4 protein-coding genes are annotated in these 18,643 nt (G+C 68.7%); all 4 read left to right on the top strand.

Translation table 11 applies throughout. The features are described from left to right. The 4 genes from ABZ319_RS01180 (at window position 1) to ABZ319_RS01165 (ending at window position 18,633) form a co-directional block, all read left to right on the top strand. Window positions 1-597, top strand: coding sequence for a hypothetical protein (locus tag ABZ319_RS01180; protein ID WP_354984254.1), 597 nt, complete (start codon window positions 1-3; stop codon window positions 595-597). Next, window positions 587-6,898, top strand: a complete 6,312-nt coding sequence (locus ABZ319_RS01175) for a type I polyketide synthase (RefSeq protein WP_354984253.1) — start codon at window positions 587-589, stop codon at window positions 6,896-6,898. The genes ABZ319_RS01180 and ABZ319_RS01175 overlap by 11 nt, the downstream gene beginning before the upstream one ends. Before the next feature lie 94 nt (window positions 6,899-6,992). Further along, a complete protein-coding gene (locus tag ABZ319_RS01170) occupies window positions 6,993-12,176 on the top strand; it encodes a type I polyketide synthase (RefSeq protein ID WP_354984252.1) in 5,184 nt (1,727 codons plus the stop codon). Between the two features lie 124 nt (window positions 12,177-12,300). Then, window positions 12,301-18,633, top strand: coding sequence for a type I polyketide synthase (locus ABZ319_RS01165; RefSeq protein WP_354984251.1), 6,333 nt, complete (start codon window positions 12,301-12,303; stop codon window positions 18,631-18,633). Window positions 18,634-18,643: the final 10 nt, after the last annotated feature.

Below are 18,643 nucleotides of genomic sequence, written 5' to 3'. Positions count from 1 at the left end.
ATGGATACGGCCAATCACTTCTTCACCCCCGCGACCGTGTTGCACGCGCGCCTCGAATACGGTCTCGGCTTCGTCGCGTGCGCGCTTCTGATGCTGGTCAACTGGAGCGACCTCGATGTGTGGCACGCCCTGGCGTTCTTCTGGTACATCGACCTCGTGGGCACGGCCCCGGGGATGTGGGCCTACCGCCGCAGCGCGGATGGCAACATCCACCGCGCGTACTTCGTGCTGTACAACGTCATGCACAGCGCCGTCACGCAGGGCCTGGTGATCACCGCCTACATCCTCGTCTTCGGCTGGGAATGGGCGCTGCTCGGCATTGCGGCGCACATCTGCGCCGATCGCTCGATCTTCAACAACTACCCCAAGCCGTACGGGCTGGCTTTCGAGCCGGTATTGCATCCCGCGTTCGAGCGGTTCGAGGCCGACTACCGCGGCTATCGGGACACCGCGATGAATTGGAAGTCGACAGCGCACGCGGCGCCGGGATCCGCAGCGGGGCGCGAGCCCATCCCCACGCGGTCGGCCCTGGCCGATCCGTCACGAAATCCGTCAGAGTCGAATCCCGAATCAGTGAGGGCCACCGATGGCAACTGAAGAACGTCTCACCGAAGCACTGCGCAAGTCGCTGTTCGAAGCGCAGTCGTTGCGATCGCAGTTGGCCGAGGTCGAAGCCGGACTGTCCGAGCCGATCGCGGTGGTGGGCATGGGATGTCGTTTTCCGGGCGGCGTAACGAGCCCGGCGGACCTGTGGGACGTCGTATCCCAGGGCCGGGACGTGGTGTCGGGGTTCCCCGAGGACCGGGGCCTGGAATTCGAGGGGTTGTTCGATCCCGAGGTGGGGGTGGCCGGCAAGACATATGTGCGCGGGGGCGGATTTGTCAGTGGGGCCGCGGATTTCGATGCCGGGTTCTTCGGTATCAGTCCACGTGAGGCGTCGGCGATGGATCCGCAGCAGCGGTTGCTGCTGGAGGTGTCGTGGGAAGCGCTCGAGCACGCGGGGATCGACCCGCGGTCGCTGCGCGGGTCGACCACCGGGGTGTACACGGGAATCGCGGGTACCGACTACGCCGCGCGGTTCGGATACCGGGCTCCCGCCGGGTTCGGCGGGTTCGTGGGCGAGGGGAACGCGCTGAGTGTGGCCTCGGGCCGGGTGGCATACGTTTTGGGCCTGGAGGGCCCGGCGGTTTCGGTGGATACCGCGTGCTCGTCGTCGCTGGTGGCATTGCACATGGCGGTGCAGGGCTTGCGGCTGGGGGAGTGCTCGCTGGCGTTGGTCGGTGGCGTGACCGTGTGGTCGTCGATGGCGATGGTGGTGGAGTTCTCGCAGTTGCGTGGTCTGGCCGCTGATGGCCGGTGCAAGGCGTTCGGCGCCGGGGCCGATGGTTTCGGCCCGGCCGAAGGAGCGTCGGTCATCGCGGTGGAACGGCTGTCGGACGCGATTCGGCTGGGTCATCGTGTGCTGGCCGTGGTGCGCGGGTCCGCGGTCAACCAGGACGGTGCGTCGAACGGTTTGACCGCACCGAGTGGTCCGGCCCAGCAGCGAGTAATTCGCCGGGCATGGGCCAATGCCGGTATCTCCGGTGGCGACGTGGATGTTGTCGAGGCGCACGGCACCGGGACGCCCCTTGGTGATCCCATCGAGGCCCAGGCGTTGCTGGCCACCTACGGTCAGGGCCGGGACGCCGAGCGGCCGCTGTGGCTGGGATCGGTGAAATCGAACATGGGACATACGCAGGCCGCTGCGGGGCTGGCCGGCGTGATCAAAATGGTCGAGGCGATGCGCCGGGGGGTGCTGCCGGCGACGTTGCATGCCGAGGAACCGAGTCGCGAGATCGATTGGGACGCGGGCACCGTGCGGTTGCTGAGCGCCAATCGTGACTGGCCCGTGTCGGGTCGTGCGCGTCGCGCAGGTGTCTCGTCGTTCGGTATCAGCGGTACGAACGCGCACGTCATCCTGGAACAGGCGCCGGAGCCGGTGGCCCCGCAGGACCGGCCGGCCGACGGTGGGGTGGTGCCGTGGGTGTTGTCGGCTCGTAGCGCGACGGCATTGATCGCTCAGGCAGTTCGGTTGCGGGAGTTCCTGGATCGGCATCCGGAGGTGGACGCACGGTCGGTGGCAACGACGCTGGCGCGGCGCACGGTGTTCGAGCATCGCGCGGTGCTGATCGGCGCCGATCGCAGCGAGCTGGAGACCCGATTGCAGGCGTTGATCGCGGGTGAGTCCGCGTCGGGCGTGCTGGTGGGGCGGGTGTCCGGTGAGGGCAAGACGGTGTTCATCTTCCCGGGCCAAGGCTCCCAGCAGCTCGGTATGGGCCGTGAACTCTACGACCGGTACCCGGTTTTCGCCGCCGCGTTCGACACGGTGGCGCAGGCGTGCGACGCGATGCTGGATCGCTCGTTGCGTGAGGTCGTGTGGGGCTCCGACGCCGAAGATCTGAACAGCACCCTGTACGCGCAGCCGGCCTTGTTCGCGGTCGAGGTGGGACTGTCCGCTCTGCTCGCGGAGTGGGGCGTGAAACCGGATGTGGTGCTGGGACATTCGCTGGGTGAGATCACCGCGGCCCACGTGGCCGGTGTGCTGGATCTGGCGGACGCGGTGGCCCTGGTGATGGGCCGCGCCCGGTTGATGTCGGAGTTGCCCGCGGGCGGGGCCATGGTGGCCGTGCAGGCGGATCCCGCCGATGTCGAGCCGTTCCTGGCGGGCAGCGACGTCGATCTCGCGGCGGTGAACGGTCCCGGCGCGGTGGTCATCTCCGGGCCCGGGGACGCGGTCACCGATATCGCGGCGCGGCTCGGCGAGCAAGGGCACAAGACCACGAAACTCGCTGTCTCGCACGCGTTTCACTCGATCCTGATGGAACCCGTGCTCGAGCAGTTCGCCGGAATCGCCGCGCGGGTGTCGATTTCCCCGCCCGGGATCGCGATCGTGTCGAATCGCGACGGTCACCTGCACGCCGAGAACTCGGAAGCTTATGGGGCGGGCGACTATTGGGTTCGCCACGTGCGTGAGACGGTCCGGTTCGCCGAATCGATACAGACCCTGGCCGCGCACGATCCCGCCGCGCGGGTGCTCGAGGTCGGACCGGCCGCGCTGAGCGCGCTGATCAGTGCGGCGACCACCGCGCCGGTAACGGTGTCCCTGTTGCGCCGGAATCGTGACGCGGTGAGCAGTGCGCTGGAGTCCGTTGCCGCCGCGTTCGTCGCGGGTGTGGCCGTGGACTGGTCCGTGGTGGTGGGCGGGGGTGAGTTGGCGGAACTGCCCCCGTACGCATTCGAGCGCAGGCGGTATTGGCTGGACGCTGTTTCTGCCGGTGACGTGCGCGGTTTGGGCGTAAGTGGTTGTGACCACGCGTTTCTGGGTGCGGTGGTGGAGTCGCCGTCTTCGGGTGAGGTGGTGTTCACCGGTCGGGTCGGTGTGGGCAGTCACGGCTGGGTGAAGGACCACCGGGTGGGTTCGGTGGTGCTGGTGCCGGGTGCGGCGTTGGCGGAGTGGGCGTTGTTCGCCGGTGACCGCTTCGGGTGCGGAGTCGTGCGCGAGTTGGTGTTGCAGGCGCCGCTGGTCGTCCCCGAACGAGGCGGGGTCGATATCCGGGTGGTCGTCGGAGCCCCGGGCGAGGAGGACGGCAGTCGTGGCGTGGAGGTGTTCTCCCGGCTCGAGCACGGGCAGGGCGCATGGGCATCACACGCGATCGGCGTGGTGGAACCCGACGGAGCCGGTGGGGGCCACGGCGTGGTCGACGGTGCCGGGGTCTGGCCGCCGGCGGATGCCGAGCCCGTTCCGGTCGACGACTTCTATGAAGTGTGTGCCGAGCGCGGGTATCTGTACGGTCCGGTGTTCCAGGGCCTGCGATCGGTATGGCGCAGTGCGGGTGCGGTTTTCGCCGAAGTAACCCTGCCGGAGGCAGTGGCGGGTGTCGAAGAGTTCGTGATCCATCCGGCGCTGCTCGACGCGGTGATGCAGGCGGTCGGCTTCCTCGACCTTCCGGTTCCCGACGGGCAGATCCTGTTGCCGTTCACCTGGGAACAGGTGCGGGTGCACGCCGTGGGTGCGCGTAGCGTGCGGGCACGGCTGCGGGTCGCCGGTGATCACCGGGTACAGATCCAGGTGGACGACAGTGCGGGACGACCGGTCACCGAGGCGATGCTGACGGTGCGGGGAGTCCGCGCGAGCGATCTGCACGGCGTCGCGGAGGAAGAGGTCCTCTACACCGTCGACTGGAAACCCCTGGATGTCGGTGCGATCGATCCGGCAACGGCTGCGGATGTGACCGTACTGCGAGCTGCGGGCGGCGTGTGGTCCGTGGTGGAGCAGGTTCAGGGGTGGCTGGCCGAGGAGAACCGGGCGGGTGGCCGCTGTGTGGTGGTGACCTCGGGTGCGGTGGCCGTGGACGGCTGCGATCCGCTGTCGGGTCTGGTCGATGCCGGTGTGTGGGGCCTGTTGCGGTCGGTACAGAACGAGTATCCCGATCGTGTCGTGCTGGTGGACACCGACAACCCGCACGAGATCGACCGGGCGGTAGCGGCGGTACTCGCCAGTGCGGAGCCGCAGGCGGCCGTGCGCAGAAACGCGGTGCTGGTGCCGCGGCTGGTGCGCCTGGAAGCCTCCTCGCGGATCGGGATCGGTTCGGGTGGTTGGCGATTGCGTACCGCCGGTGCGGGAACGCTCACCGCGGACAACTTCGTCGCCGAACCGGTGGCCGTCGACGCCGAACTCGAGGACACGCAGGTGCGGATCGCCGTGCGCGCCGTGGGTGTGAACTTCCGAGATGTGCTGGTGGCGTTGGGAATGTACCCGGATCCGGACGCGGTCATCGGTGGTGAAGGGGCCGGGGTCGTGGTTGCCGTGGGCTCCGGGGTCACGAACGTGGCCGTGGGCGACCGGGTGATGGGTGTGTTCGACGGGGTCGGTTCGATCGCGGTCGCGGATTGCCGTGTGGTGGCGCCGATTCCGGCGGACTGGTCGTTCGCCGCGGCCGCGGGTGTACCGGCGGTGTTCCTGACCGCGTACTACGGGCTGCGTGATCTGGCCCGGGTCCAGCGGGGACAGCGGGTGCTGATCCATGCCGGGACCGGCGGGGTCGGCATGGCGGCGATCGCGTTGGCGCGGTTGTGGGGTCTGGAGGTGTTCGCGACCGCGAGTCCGGCCAAATGGCCGGTGCTGCGGTCGATGGGTATCGACGACGACCACATCGCCAGCTCACGGAATGCGCGGTTCGAGGAGGTGTTCCTGAACGCCACCCGCGGTGCGGGTGTGGATGTGGTGGTGAATTCGCTGGCAGGCGAGCTCACCGATGCCTCACTGCGGCTGTTGCCGCGCGGGGGCAGTTTCATCGAGTTGGGTCGCACCGATGTCCGCGATCGGGATGAAGTTGCCCGGTCGCATCCGGGGGTGAACTACCAGGCGTTCGTGTTGATCGACGTCTGTGCCGACCACCTGGGTGAGATGCTGCGCGAGCTGTTGGCGCTGTTCGCCGCCGGGGACATTCGACCGGTCGAAACCTCCGCGTGGGATGTCCACCGGCTGCCCGAGACCTACCGCTACCTCAGCCAGGCCCGGCATGTGGGCAAGACCGTCATCTCGGTTCCCCGCCGGCTCGACGAGCAGGGCACGGTGCTGATCACCGGTGGTACCGGGGCGCTGGGAGCGGTGTTCGCGCGGCATCTGGTCCAGGAGTACGGGGTACGGCGTCTGCTGCTGCTCAGTCGCAGTGGAGATGCGGCGCCCGGCGCCTTGGATCTGGTGCGCGAGTTGGCCGAACTCGGTGCACATGCCGACGTGGTGGCCTGCGATGTCTCCGATCGTGACGCACTGGCCGAGGTGTTGTCGCAAGTGCCGCAACAACATCCGCTGACCGGCGTCGTGCACACGGCGGGTGTCCTGCGCGACGGTATGTTCGCGTCGTTGACCGCCGACAAGTGGGAACCGGTATCGGCGGCCAAGGCCGATGCGGCGTGGCATCTGCACGAATTGACCGCCGGCGGTGATCTGGCGATGTTCGTGATGTTCTCTTCGGCGGCAGGGATTCTCGGGTCCCCGGGTCAGGCGAACTACGCGGCGGCGAACACATTCCTCGACGCGCTCGCTCATCACCGCCAGCGCAGTGGTTTGGCGGGTACGTCGTTGGCGTGGGGTCTCTGGGCGCAGAAGACCGGTTTGACTGGCCATCTGGGTGATCAGGACGCGGCCCGGATGGCGCGCAGCGGCTTTCTGCCGATGACCACCGAGCAGGGCCTGGCGATGTTCGACGCGGCGATCGAGTCCGGTCACCCGCTGGTGGTTCCCGCGCGGATCGATACCGCGGCGTTGGCCGAATCGGGTGCGGTGCCGGCGATCGCGGGTCTGATCGCGAGATCCCGCCGCCGAGCCAGCAACGAGGACAGCACCCAGCAGTCCACGCTCTCCGCGTTGCTGCAGGGGCGCAGCGACACCGAACAGGATCGAATCACCCTGGAGTTCGTCCGTGATCAAGCGGCGGTCGTGCTGGGACATGACACCTCGCACATGATTCCCCCGGAAGAGCCGTTCAAGAGTCTGGGTTTCGACTCGCTCAGCGCGGTCGAGTTCCGCAACCGTCTGCAAACCGCGACCGGGTTGAAGATTCCCGCGACGATCGTGTTCGACCGCCCCACTCCCCGCGCACTCGCGACACATCTCCGCACCCAGATCTCGGCCCCGACCTCCGAAAACGACAACCACACAGCAGAACTGATGGAGCTGCTGAGTCGCATCGAGGAACGATTCGCCACGGCGGAACTCGAAGAATCGGACAGGGGAACGGTGCTCCGCCGGATCCGGGACATCGAACGCAGATTCAACGACGGTCTGCCCGACCAGGTCGCCGATCTCGACGAGGTCGACGACGCCTCCCTCTTCAGCCTGATCGACGGAGCCTGACCGCCGCCGGTGCTCTCGAGCACCGGCACGGGTTCGTTTTCCAGCGCCGTGCGCTGTGTTCAGCCATGTGATTTTCGATCGAGGAAGTGTCGTCATGTCGAATGAGAATGACCTCCGGGTCTATCTGAAACGGGCTGCGGGGGAGCTGCAGTCGCTGCGGTCGCGATTGGCCGAGGTCGAAGGCGGGTTGTCCGAGCCGATCGCGGTGGTGGGCATGGGCTGTCGCTTTCCGGGCGGGGTGACCAGCCCGGCGGACCTGTGGGACGTCGTATCCCAGGGCCGGGACGTGGTGTCGGGCTTCCCCGACGACCGGGGCTGGGATGTGGAAGGGCTGTTCGACCCCGAGGTCGGGGTGGCAGGCAAGACGTATGTCCGAGAGGGCGGATTCGTCAGTGGGGCAACGGAATTCGACGCCGGATTCTTCGGCATCAGCCCGCGTGAGGCTGCCGTGATGGATCCCCAGCAACGGTTGCTGCTCGAGGTGTCGTGGGAAGCGCTCGAGCACGCGGGGATCGACCCACGGTCGCTGCGCGGCTCGGCCACCGGCGTGTACACCGGGATCGCGGGAACCGACTACGCGGCACGGTTCGCGGAGCGGGTTCCCGCCGGGTACGGGGGGTCTGTTCTGGAAGGGAACGCCCTGAGCGTGGCCTCGGGCCGGGTGGCATACGTCCTGGGCCTGGGGGGCCCGGCGGTCTCGGTCGATACCGCGTGCTCGTCGTCGCTGGTGGCATTGCACATGGCGGTGCAGGCGTTGCGGCTGGACGAGTGCTCCCTGGCGTTGGTCGGCGGTGTGACCGTGTGGTCCTCCATGGCGACGGTGGTGGAGTTCTCGCAGTTGCGCGGGCTTGCCGCCGACGGCCGGTGCAAGGCGTTCGGGGCCGGGGCCGACGGTTTCGGCCCGGCCGAAGGAGCGTCGGTCATCGCGGTGGAACGGCTGTCGGACGCGGTGCGGCTGGGCCACCGTGTGCTGGCCGTGGTGCGCGGGTCCGCGGTCAACCAGGACGGGGCCTCCAACGGTTTGACCGCACCGAGTGGTCCGGCCCAGCAGCGGGTGATTCGCCGGGCATGGGCGAACGCGGGTGTTTCCGCCGGTGACGTGGATGCTGTCGAGGCGCACGGCACCGGGACCGCGCTGGGTGATCCGATCGAGGCGCAGGCGTTGCTGGCCACCTACGGTCAGGGCCGGGATTCCGAGCGGCCGTTGTGGCTGGGGTCGGTCAAGTCGAACATGGGTCATACGCAGGCCGCGTCGGGTTTGGCCGGGGTGATCAAGATGGTGGAGTCGATGCGCCGCGGGGTGCTGCCCGCGACGTTGCACGCCGAGAAACCGAGTCGCGAGATCGACTGGGATGCAGGCACTGTGCGATTGCTGAGCACTGGTCGTGACTGGCCGACTGCGGGTCGTGCGCGTCGTGCGGGGGTGTCCTCGTTCGGAATCAGTGGAACGAACGCGCATGTCATCCTCGAACAAGCGGCGTCACCTGCGCGGGAAGAGCTGCCGACCGGTGAGGACACGGCCCCGATGCCGTGGGTGTTGTCGGCGCGCACTGCCGCGGCGTTGACCGGTCAGGCAGTTCGGTTGCGGGAGTTCCTGGATCGGCATCCGGAGGTGGATGTGCGGTCGGTGGCGGCGACGCTGGCGCGGCGCACGGTGTTCGAGCATCGCGCGGTGCTGATCGGCGCTGATCGCGGCGAGCTGGAGACCCGGTTGCAGGCGCTGATCGCCGGTGAGCCGACACCCGGCGTGGTGGTCGGGCGCGCGGCCGGTGAGGGGAAAACGGTCTTCGTCTTCCCCGGCCAGGGCTCGCAGTGGCTCGGTATGGGCCGCGAACTCTACGACCGGTACCCGGTTTTCGCCGCCGCGTTCGACTCCGTGGCGCAGGCGTGCGACGCCATGCTGGATCGGCCACTGCGTGAAGTCGTGTGGGGTCCCGACGCCGAGGACTTGAACAGCACCCTGTACGCGCAGCCGGCCCTGTTCGCCGTGGAAGTGAGTTCGTGTGCTCTGCTCGCGGCGTGGGGGGTCGAACCCGATGTGGTGCTGGGGCATTCGCTTGGCGAGATCACCGCGGCCCACGTGTCCGGTGTGCTGGATCTGGCGGACGCGGTGGCCCTGGTGATGGGCCGTGCCCGGTTGATGTCGGAGTTGCCCGCGGGCGGGGCCATGGTGGCCGTGCAGGCGAGCCCGGAGGATGTGCTGCCGTTGCTGGAGAACAGCGACGTCGGTCTCGCGGCGGTGAACGGTGCTGACGCAGTGGTGATCTCGGGACCGGCGGCCGCGGTCGCGGATGTCGCGGCGCGGCTGGTCGAGCAGGGCCGCAAGACCACGAATCTTGCTGTGTCACACGCGTTTCACTCGGTGCTGATGGAGCCCATGCTCGACCGGTTCGCCGCGATCACGTCCGGGGTGTCCGCCTCGCCGCCGAGAGTCGCGATCGTGTCGAATCTGGACGGACGCCTGCACACCGAGGCATCGGAAGGCTATGGGGCGGACGACTATTGGGTTCGCCACGTGCGCGGGACGGTTCGGTTCGCCGAATCGGTACTGACCGTGGCCGACCACGATCCCGGCGCGCGGTTTCTGGAGGTCGGGCCGGGCGCGCTGACCGCACTGATCGGCGAGGCGACCACCGCGCCGGTGGCGGTGTCGTTGCTGCGCCGGCGGCGCGACGCGGTGAGCAGTGCGCTGGAGTCCGTGGCTGCCGCGTTCGTCGCGGGTGTGGCCGTCGACTGGTCGACGGTGATCGGCGGCGGTGAGCTGGTCGACCTGCCCACCTACGCGTTCGAGCGCAAGCGGTATTGGCTGGATGCTGTGTCCACGGGCGACGCGCGCGGCCTGGGCGTGCGTGGTTGCGATCACGCGGTTCTGGGTGCGGTGGTGGAGTCGCCGTCCGCGGGTGAGGTGATCTTCACCGGCCGGCTGAGCTCTAACGGCTGGGTGCGTGATCACGCGGTCGGTTCGGTGGTGCTGGTACCGGGTGCGGCACTTGCGGAGTGGGTGTTGTTCGCCGGTGATCGGTTCGAGTGCGGGGCTGTTCGGGAGCTGGTGTTGCAGGCGCCGCTGGTGGTTCCCGCCCCGGTCGGGGTCGACATCCGGGTCGTTGTCGGCGCCGCGGGGGAACTGGACGGCAGTCGCCGGGTGGAGGTGTTCTCCCGGCCCGAACATGCCGAGGGGGACTGGACTTCCCACGCCCTGGGTGTGGTGGAGCCCGACTCCGGGCAGCCCGCCGGCGCCGCCGTGCCCGGGGCGTGGCCGCCGGTCGCCGCCGAGCCGGTCTCGATCGGCGACTTCTACGCGGAATGCGCGGAGCGGGGGTACGGGTACGGACCGGCCTTCCAAGGCTTGAAGTCGGTATGGCGCTGCGGGGGTGAAGTTTTCGCCGAGGCCGTCCTGCCCGAGACGGCAGCGGACGGTGCGGATCGGTTCATGATTCATCCCGCGTTGCTCGATGCGGTGATGCAGGCGGCGGGTTTCCTCGACGTTCCGGTTCCCGACGGGCAGATCCTGCTGCCGTTCGCGTGGGAACGGATTCGAGTCCACGCGCTGGGAGCCCGTGCCGTGCGGGCGCGGCTGCGCGCCGCCGGTGATCATCGGGTCGAGATCGTGGTGGAGGACGGTGCGGGCCGGTCGGTCGCCGAAGCGACGCTGACCGTGCGTGCCGTCGATCCGAGCGACCTGCCCGGCGTCGGCGCGGACGACGTGGTCTACACCGTCGGCTGGAAACCCACGACGCTGCTACCCGACTCGGGCGAGGGCCAGACGCGACACCTCCTGCGCTGCGAATGGCGATGGGACAGCGACCCGGATGGTCTGCGCGAGGGGTTGCATTCCATCGTCGAAGACCTCCGCTCCCGGCTACGGTCCGCGGACCCGCAGGACACGATCGTGGTCGTCACCCGGCAGCTGATTCACGTCATCGACTCCGATGCAGTGCATCCCGGGGGCGAAGCGACGTGGGGTCTGCTGCGATCGGTGCAGAACGAATACCCGGGCCGAATCGTGCTCGTAGACACCGACGATGGCGACGACACCGTCATCTCGAAGGCGATCCGTGCGCGCGGCGGCACGCAGGTGGCGATCCGCGAAGGTCGCCACCTCACCCCCCGAATCCAGCGCGCCGGCGCGAGCAGACCGACTCCGCCGAGTCCGTTGCGCACCGGTGTACGGGGGACGGTGCTGATCACCGGCGGCACCGGCGTCGTCGGTGCGGCCCTGGCCCGCCACCTCGTCGAGCAGCAGGGCGCATCGCACATTCTGCTGGTGAGCAGAACGGGTTCGACCTCCACCGCCTCGATGTCACTGTGCGAGGAGCTGCACTCGCACGGGGCCGTCGTCGACTCGGTCGCCTGCGATGTGAGCGACCGGGCGAGTCTGCGCCGGGTGCTGGACACGATTCCCGGCGACGCTCCCCTGGTCGGGATCGTGCACGCGGCCGGAGTTCTCGCGGACTCGTCGTTCGATGAACTCACGGCACAGGACCTCGACGGTGTCCTCGGCGCGAAGGCGGGCGGCGCGTGGAATCTGCACGAACTGACCGCCGGCGACGAACTCGAGTTCTTCATCCTGTGTTCCTCGCTCAGCGCCGCCATCGGCACACCGGGACAGGCAGGTTACGCGGCCGCGAACGGGTTCCTCGACGGTCTCGCCGAATACCGCCGGGCTCTCGGACTGCCGGCCACCTCGATCGCCTGGGGCCTCTGGGAATCCGAGACCGGAATGGGCGGTGCCCTGGTGGCGGCCGACAACGGCCGGCTCGGCAGATGGGGAATCGGCTCGATCTCCCCCGCGCACGCACTAGCGGGACTCGACCGGGCCCTCGCCGGCCACCGGGCACGGACCATCGTCGCGAGCCTGGACCTGGACCGCCTTCGGACATCGAGCGCCAAATCGGGCATGTTCGAGATGTTCGGGCACTCGCCGGGCGGCACGCGGACCCGCCTGCCCGACGGCCGCGAAGCGACCGGGGAACAAGACGATCTGCTGGCCGAGGTGGCGGCGATGAGTCCGGAACAGCGATTGGAAAAGATCCGCGACGTGGTCCTGGACGAACTGTCGGTGGCACTCGGTTATGCCGACCCCGGCGAGATCGATCCGAGCCGGAGTTTCCAAGACCTCGGGGTGGATTCGCTCAGCGCGATGGAGTTCCGGAACGGCATCTCCGCGGTGACCGGAATTCGCGTATCGCCCGGTGCCATCTTCGATTACGAGACGCCGGACGATCTCATCAACTACATCAGCGAACTGCTGCCGACCCTCGCCGGCGGCGTCCCGTAGGACGCCCTGATCGCCGGTCCCGCCGACGCGGCCGGGTGATCGAAGCCGGCACGTATTCATCGTCGTTTTCCAGCGCCGGGCGCGCTGGGTTCAGTCACGTGATTTCGATCCAGGAAGTGCTGTCATGTCGAATGAGAATGATCTCCGGGTTTATCTGAAACGGGCTGCGGGGGAGCTGCAGTCGTTGCGGTCGCGGCTGGCCGAGGTCGAGGGCGGGTTGTCCGAGCCGATCGCGGTGGTGGGCATGGGCTGTCGTTTTCCGGGCGGGGTGACGAGCCCGGCGGATCTGTGGGACGTGGTGTTCCAGGGCCGGGATGTGGTGTCGGGCTTCCCCGACGACCGGGGCTGGGATATGGAGGGTTTGTTCGATCCCGAAGTGGGTGTGCCCGGCAAGTTCTATGTGCGCGAGGGCAGTTTCATCAGCGGGGCAGCGGATTTCGACGCCGGGTTCTTCGGCATCAGTCCGCGTGAGGCCGCCGCGATGGATCCGCAGCAGCGGTTGCTGCTCGAGGTGTCCTGGGAAGCGCTCGAGCACGCCGGGATCGACCCCCGATCACTGCGCGGCTCGGCCACCGGGGTGTACACCGGGATCGTCGATGGCGACTACGGACCGCGCGTGTTCCAGGACCGAGAAGGCTATTCGGGCCATCTGATGACCGGGAAGACCCTGAGCGTGGCCTCGGGGCGGGTGGCGTACGCGCTGGGATTCGAAGGCCCGGCGGTATCGGTGGATACCGCGTGCTCGTCGTCGCTGGTCGCGTTGCATCTGGCGCTGCAGAGCCTGCGACTGGGGGAGTGCTCGCTCGCCCTGGTGGGCGGTGTGACCGTGATGTCCAACCCCGATGTCTACGTGGGCTTTTCGCAGCTGCGCGGACTGGCCGCCGACGGCCGGTGCAAGGCGTTCGGTACCGGTGCGGATGGTTTCGGCCCGGCCGAGGGAGCCGCGGTGCTCGCGGTGGAACGGCTGTCGGACGCGGTGCGGCTGGGCCATCGGGTGCTGGCGGTGGTGCGCGGTTCGGCGGTCAATCAGGACGGCGCGTCCAACGGTCTGACCGCGCCCAGTGGTCCGGCCCAGCAGCAGGTCATTCGCCAGGCGTGGGCCAACGCCGGTATTTCCGGTGGCGACGTGGACGTGGTGGAGGCACACGGCACCGGTACGCCACTCGGCGACTCGATCGAGGCGCAGGCGCTGCTCGCCACCTACGGACAGAGCCGGGACGCGGAACGGCCGCTGTGGCTGGGGTCCGTCAAATCGAACATGGGCCACACGCAGGCGGCCGCGGGGCTGGCCGGGGTGATCAAGATGGTGGAGGCGATGCGCCGCGGTGTACTGCCGGCGACCCTGCACGCCGAGGAGCCCAGCCCCGAAATCGATTGGGACGCCGGGGGTGTGCGGTTGCTGTCGGCTCGTCGTGACTGGCCGGCGGTGGGCCGCGCGCGGCGCGCGGCGCTGTCGTCGTTCGGGATCAGCGGCACCAACGCGCACGTCATCCTGGAACAGGCGCCGGAGCCGGCGGCCGTACAGGATCGGCCGGTCGACGGTGGGGCGCTGCCGTGGGTGCTGTCGGCGCGCAGTGCCACGGCGTTGACCGCCCAGGCGATTCGCCTGCGAGAGTTCCTCGGTCGGCATCCGGACGTGGACGCGCGGTCGGTGGCGGCGACGCTGGCACGGCGCACGGTGTTCGAGCATCGCGCGGTGGTCATCGGCGCCGATCGTGCCGAGCTTCGGACCCGGTTGCAGGCGTTGATCGCCGGTGAACCGACACCCGGCGTGGTGGTCGGGCGTGCGGCCGGTGAAGGCAAGACGGCGTTCGTCTTCCCCGGTCAGGGCTCCCAGTGGCTCGGTATGGGTCGCGAGCTCTACGAGCGCTACCCGGTTTTCGCCGCCGCGTTCGACACCGCGGCCGGCGCACTCGCGGAGTTCGTCGACTGGAGTCCGCATGACGTGCTGCGAACGGCTCCGACGGCGCCGAGCCTGGACGCGGTCGACGTCGTGCAACCGATGCTGTTCGCCGTATCGGTCGCGCTGGCCGAGGTCTGGCGCGCGGCCGGAGTGCATCCCGACGCGGTGATGGGTCACTCCCAGGGGGAGATCACCGCCGCGGCCGTCGCCGGCGCGCTGCCGCTGGCCGAAGCCGCGCGCATCATCGTGCTGCGCAGCCGCTGCGTGGCAAAGCTTTCCGGGCGCGGCGGCATGGCCTCGGTGCAGTTGCCGGCCGAACAATTGCTGCCCCGGCTGGGCACATGGAACGGCCGGCTCGACATCGCCGTCGTCAACAGTCCGCGGAAAACCGTTGTGTCCGGCGAGCATTCCGCGCTCGACGAACTGGTCGCCGAGTTGGACGCCGAGGGCGTCGACATCAAGCGGTTGCCGGTCGACTACGCCTCGCACTCGCGACAGATCGACGACATCGAAGACGACGTTCGCTCCGATCTCGGCGATGTCAGCCCGATCGACGGCTCCACGGCCGACTTCATCTCCGCGGTCCACGGCGGCAAGATCGACCCGGCGACCCTGGACGGTGACTACTGGTACTCGAACCTGCGCGAACCGGTGCGATTCGACAGGGCCGTGCGCGCGGCGATACACGACGGCTGCCGGACCTTCATCGAAGTCAGCCCGCACCCCATCCTCACGGTGCCGGTCGAAGAGAACTACGACGACGCCGGCGTCGATGACACTGCGGTAGCCGTCGTCGAGACGTTGCGCCGCGACGATGGCGCCCTCGACCGGTTCACCCACTCCATGGCCCTGGCGTTCGTGTCGGGTGTCGGTGTGCGGTGGTCCGCGGTGGTCGGCGGGGGTGAGTTGGTGGATGTGCCACCGTACGCGTTCGAGCGAAAGCGGTACTGGCTCGACGCCGTATCCGGTGGTGACGTACGCGGTCTCGGCGTAAGTGGTTGTGACCACGCGGTTCTGGGTGCGGTGGTGGAGTCGCCGTCCTCGGGTGAGGTGGTGTTCACCGGCCGGGTCGGTGTGGGGACCCATGGCTGGGTGAAGGACCACGGGGTGGGCTCGGTGGTCCTCGTGCCCGGGGCGGCGTTGGCCGAATGGGCGTTGTTCGCCGGTGACCGCTTCGGGTGCGGAGTCGTGCGCGAGTTGATTCTGCAGGCGCCGCTGGTGGTTCCCGAACGAGGCGGGGTTGACATCCGGGTGGTCGTCGGAGCCCTGGGCGAGGAGGACGGTAGTCGCGGGGTGGAGGTGTTCTCGCGGCTCGAACATGGGCAGGGCGCGTGGACCTCGCACGCGGTGGGCGTGGTCGAACCGGATTCGGGTCCGGTCGGTGCGGGCGTGGGGATGTGGCCGCCGGCGGCTGCCGAGCGGGTTCCGGTCGACGACTTCTACGAGGTATGTGCCGAGCGGGGTTATCGGTACGGTCCGGTGTTCCGGGGGCTGCGGTCGGTATGGCGCAGTGCCGGTGCGGTTTTCGCTGAGGTGGTGCTGCCGGAGGCGGCGTCGGCGAGTGCCGACGAGTTCATTGTGCATCCGGCGCTGCTCGATGCGGTGATGCAGGCGCTCGGTTTCCTCGATATCCCGGTGCCCGAGGGGCAGATCCTGTTGCCGTTCGCGTGGGAGCGGGTGCGGGTGCACGCGGTCGGTGCGCGCAGTGTGCGGGCGCGGTTGCGCGCGGCCGCTGATCACCGGGTGCAGATCGTGGTGGACGACAGTGCGGGGCGGCCGGTTCTCGAGGCCGTATTGAGCGTGCGCGGTGTGCGTCCGAGCGATCTGCACGGCGCCGGGACGGGCGACCCGCTCTACACCGTCGACTGGAAACCCCTGGACGTCGGCGCGATCGATCCGACGGTGTGTGCGGACGTGACCGTCCTGCGGGGCTCGGGCACCGGTGTGTGGGGCGTGGCGGAGCAATTGCAGGGATGGCTGGCCGAGGAGAACCAGGCCGGTGGCCGCTGCGTCGTGGTGACCTCGAATGCGGTGGCCGTCGACGGCTGCGATCCACTGTCGGGCCTGGTCGATGCCGGCGTGTGGGGCCTGTTGCGGTCGGTGCAGAACGAATACCCCGACCGCGTCGTGCTCGTGGACACCGACGACCCGGACAACATCGAGTGGGCGGTAGCGGCGGTGCTCGCCGGTGCGGAGCCGCAGGCGGCGGTGCGCAGGGATGTGGTGCTGGTGCCGCGGCTCGTGAGCATGGAGGGGCCGTCCGGAATCGAGATCGGTTCCGGCGAGTGGCGATTGCGCACGGCGGGTGCGGGAACGCTGACAGCCGACAATTTTGTCGCCGAACCGGTGGCCGTCGACGCCGAACTCGAGGACACGCAGGTACGGATCGCCGTGCGCGCGGTCGGCGTGAATTTCCGGGACGTGCTGGTTGCGCTCGGAATGTACCCGGATCCCGACGCGATCATCGGCGGTGAAGGGGCCGGGGTCGTGGTCGCCCTGGGAGCCGGGGTCACGAACGTGGCCGTGGGCGACCGGGTCATGGGTGTGTTCGAGGGTGTGGGTTCGGTCGCGGTCGCGGATTGCCGTGTGGTGGTGCCCATTCCGGCGGACTGGTCGTTCGCCGCGGCCGCGGGTGTACCGGCGGTGTTCCTGACCGCCTACTACGCGCTGCGTGACCTGGCTCGCGTCCAGCGCGGACAGCGGGTGCTGATCCATGCCGGAACCGGCGGGGTCGGCATGGCCGCGATCGCGTTGGCCCGCCTGTGGGGTCTGGAGGTGTTCGCGACCGCGAGCCCGGCCAAATGGCCGGTGCTGCGGGCGATGGGAGTGGCGGCGGACCACATCGGGAGCTCGCGGTCCGCGGAGTTCGAGGAGCGGTTCTCCCGTATCACCCGGGGTCTCGGCGTGGATGTCGTCGTGAATTCGCTGGCCGGGGAGCTCACCGACGCATCACTGCGGCTGATGCCCGGGGGTGGGAGCTTCATCGAGTTGGGGCGCACCGATGTTCGTGATCCGAGCGAGGTCGCCCGCGCTCATCCGGGGGTGAGCTATCAGCCCTTCGTGCTGTTCGAGGTCGGCCCCGACCGCCTGGGCGAGATGCTGCGGGAACTCATGGTGATGTTCGCCGGCGGGGACATCGCCCCGGTTCGGACATCCGCGTGGGACGTTCGCCGGCTTCCGGAGACCTATCGCTACCTCAGCCAGGCCCGGCACGTGGGCAAGACCGTCATCTCGGTTCCCCGCCGGCTCGATCCGGACGGCACCGTGCTGATCACCGGTGGTACCGGGGTGCTGGGAGCGGTGTTCGCCCGGCACCTGGTCCAGAAGTACGGGGTCCGGCGGCTGCTGCTGCTCAGCCGCAGCGGGGCCGCGGCGCCGGGTGCCCAGGACCTGGTCGATGAGCTCGGCGCCCTGGGCGCGCATGCCGACGTGGTGGCCTGCGATGTCTCCGATCGAGACGCACTGGCCGAGGTGTTGTCGCAAGTGCCGCAACAGCATCCGCTGACCGGCGTGGTGCACACGGCGGGCGTGCTGCGCGACGGCGTGTTCGCGTCGTTGACCGCCGCCAGGTGGGAACCGGTACTGGCGGCCAAGGCCGATGCCGCATGGCATCTGCACGAGCTGACCGCCGCCAGTGATCCGGCGTTGTTCGTGCTGTTCTCTTCCGCGGCAGGGATTCTCGGCTCCCCGGGTCAGGCCAACTACGCGGCGGCCAATACCTTTCTCGACGCCCTGGCTCACTACCGTCAGCGCAGTGGTTCGGCCGGTACGTCGTTGGCCTGGGGCTTCTGGGAGCAGAAGACCGGTCTCACCGGGCATCTGGGCGATCAGGACTCGGCCCGGATGGCGCGCAGCGGTTTCCTGCCGATGACCACCGAGCAAGGTCTGGCGATGTTCGACGCCGCGATCGAATCGGGTCAACCACTGGTGGTTCCCGCGCGGATCGACACCGCCGCGCTCTCCGAATCGGGTGCGGTCCCCGCTATCGCCGGTCTGATCGCGCGATCCCGCCGCCGGGCCAGCAACGAGGACAGCGCTCAACAATCGACGCTCTCCGCGTTGTTGCAGGGGCGCAGCGACACCGAACAGGATCGAATCACCCTGGAGTTCGTCCGTGATCAAGCGGCGGTCGTGCTGGGACATGACACCTCGCACATGATTCCCCCGGAAGAGCCGTTCAAGAGTCTGGGTTTCGACTCGCTCAGCGCGGTCGAGTTCCGCAACCGCCTGCAAACCGCGACCGGGTTGAAGATTCCCGCGACGATCGTCTTCGACCACCCCACCCCCCGATCACTCGCAACTCACCTCCGCACCCAGATCACCCCGCCGGCCACCGACAACCAGTCGACCGAACTCTCCGAATCGGATCTGCGGAATCTGTTGAACCGGTTGCCGATCGACATCATTCGCGCCTCCGGCATCGCCGAGATCGCCCGCGGACTCGCCGTCGGACATCCGGGTTCCGGGGCAATCGCGTCGCCCAGCGGCGAGTCCGGCAGATCCATCGAGGAACTCGACGCGAACGAATTGATCGACCTGGCCATGGGACATTGATCCCGCCATC

Source organism: Nocardia sp. NPDC005978 (assembly GCF_040614455.1).
In the GTDB taxonomy this organism is placed as follows: Bacteria; Actinomycetota; Actinomycetes; order Mycobacteriales; family Mycobacteriaceae; genus Nocardia.
The sequence above is the reverse complement of the archived record's forward strand: the minus strand, read 5'-3'. Positions and strand labels throughout refer to the sequence as shown.

What these genes read in the sequence shown, in the direction of transcription:
- ABZ319_RS01170 (WP_354984252.1), top strand. Translation starts at nt 6,993, where the DNA reads ATGTCGAATGAGAATGACCTCCGGGTCTATCTGAAACGGGCTGCGGGG.
- ABZ319_RS01165 (WP_354984251.1), top strand. Translation starts at nt 12,301, where the DNA reads ATGTCGAATGAGAATGATCTCCGGGTTTATCTGAAACGGGCTGCGGGG.
- ABZ319_RS01180 (WP_354984254.1), top strand. Translation starts at nt 1, where the DNA reads ATGGATACGGCCAATCACTTCTTCACCCCCGCGACCGTGTTGCACGCG.
- ABZ319_RS01175 (WP_354984253.1), top strand. Translation starts at nt 587, where the DNA reads ATGGCAACTGAAGAACGTCTCACCGAAGCACTGCGCAAGTCGCTGTTC.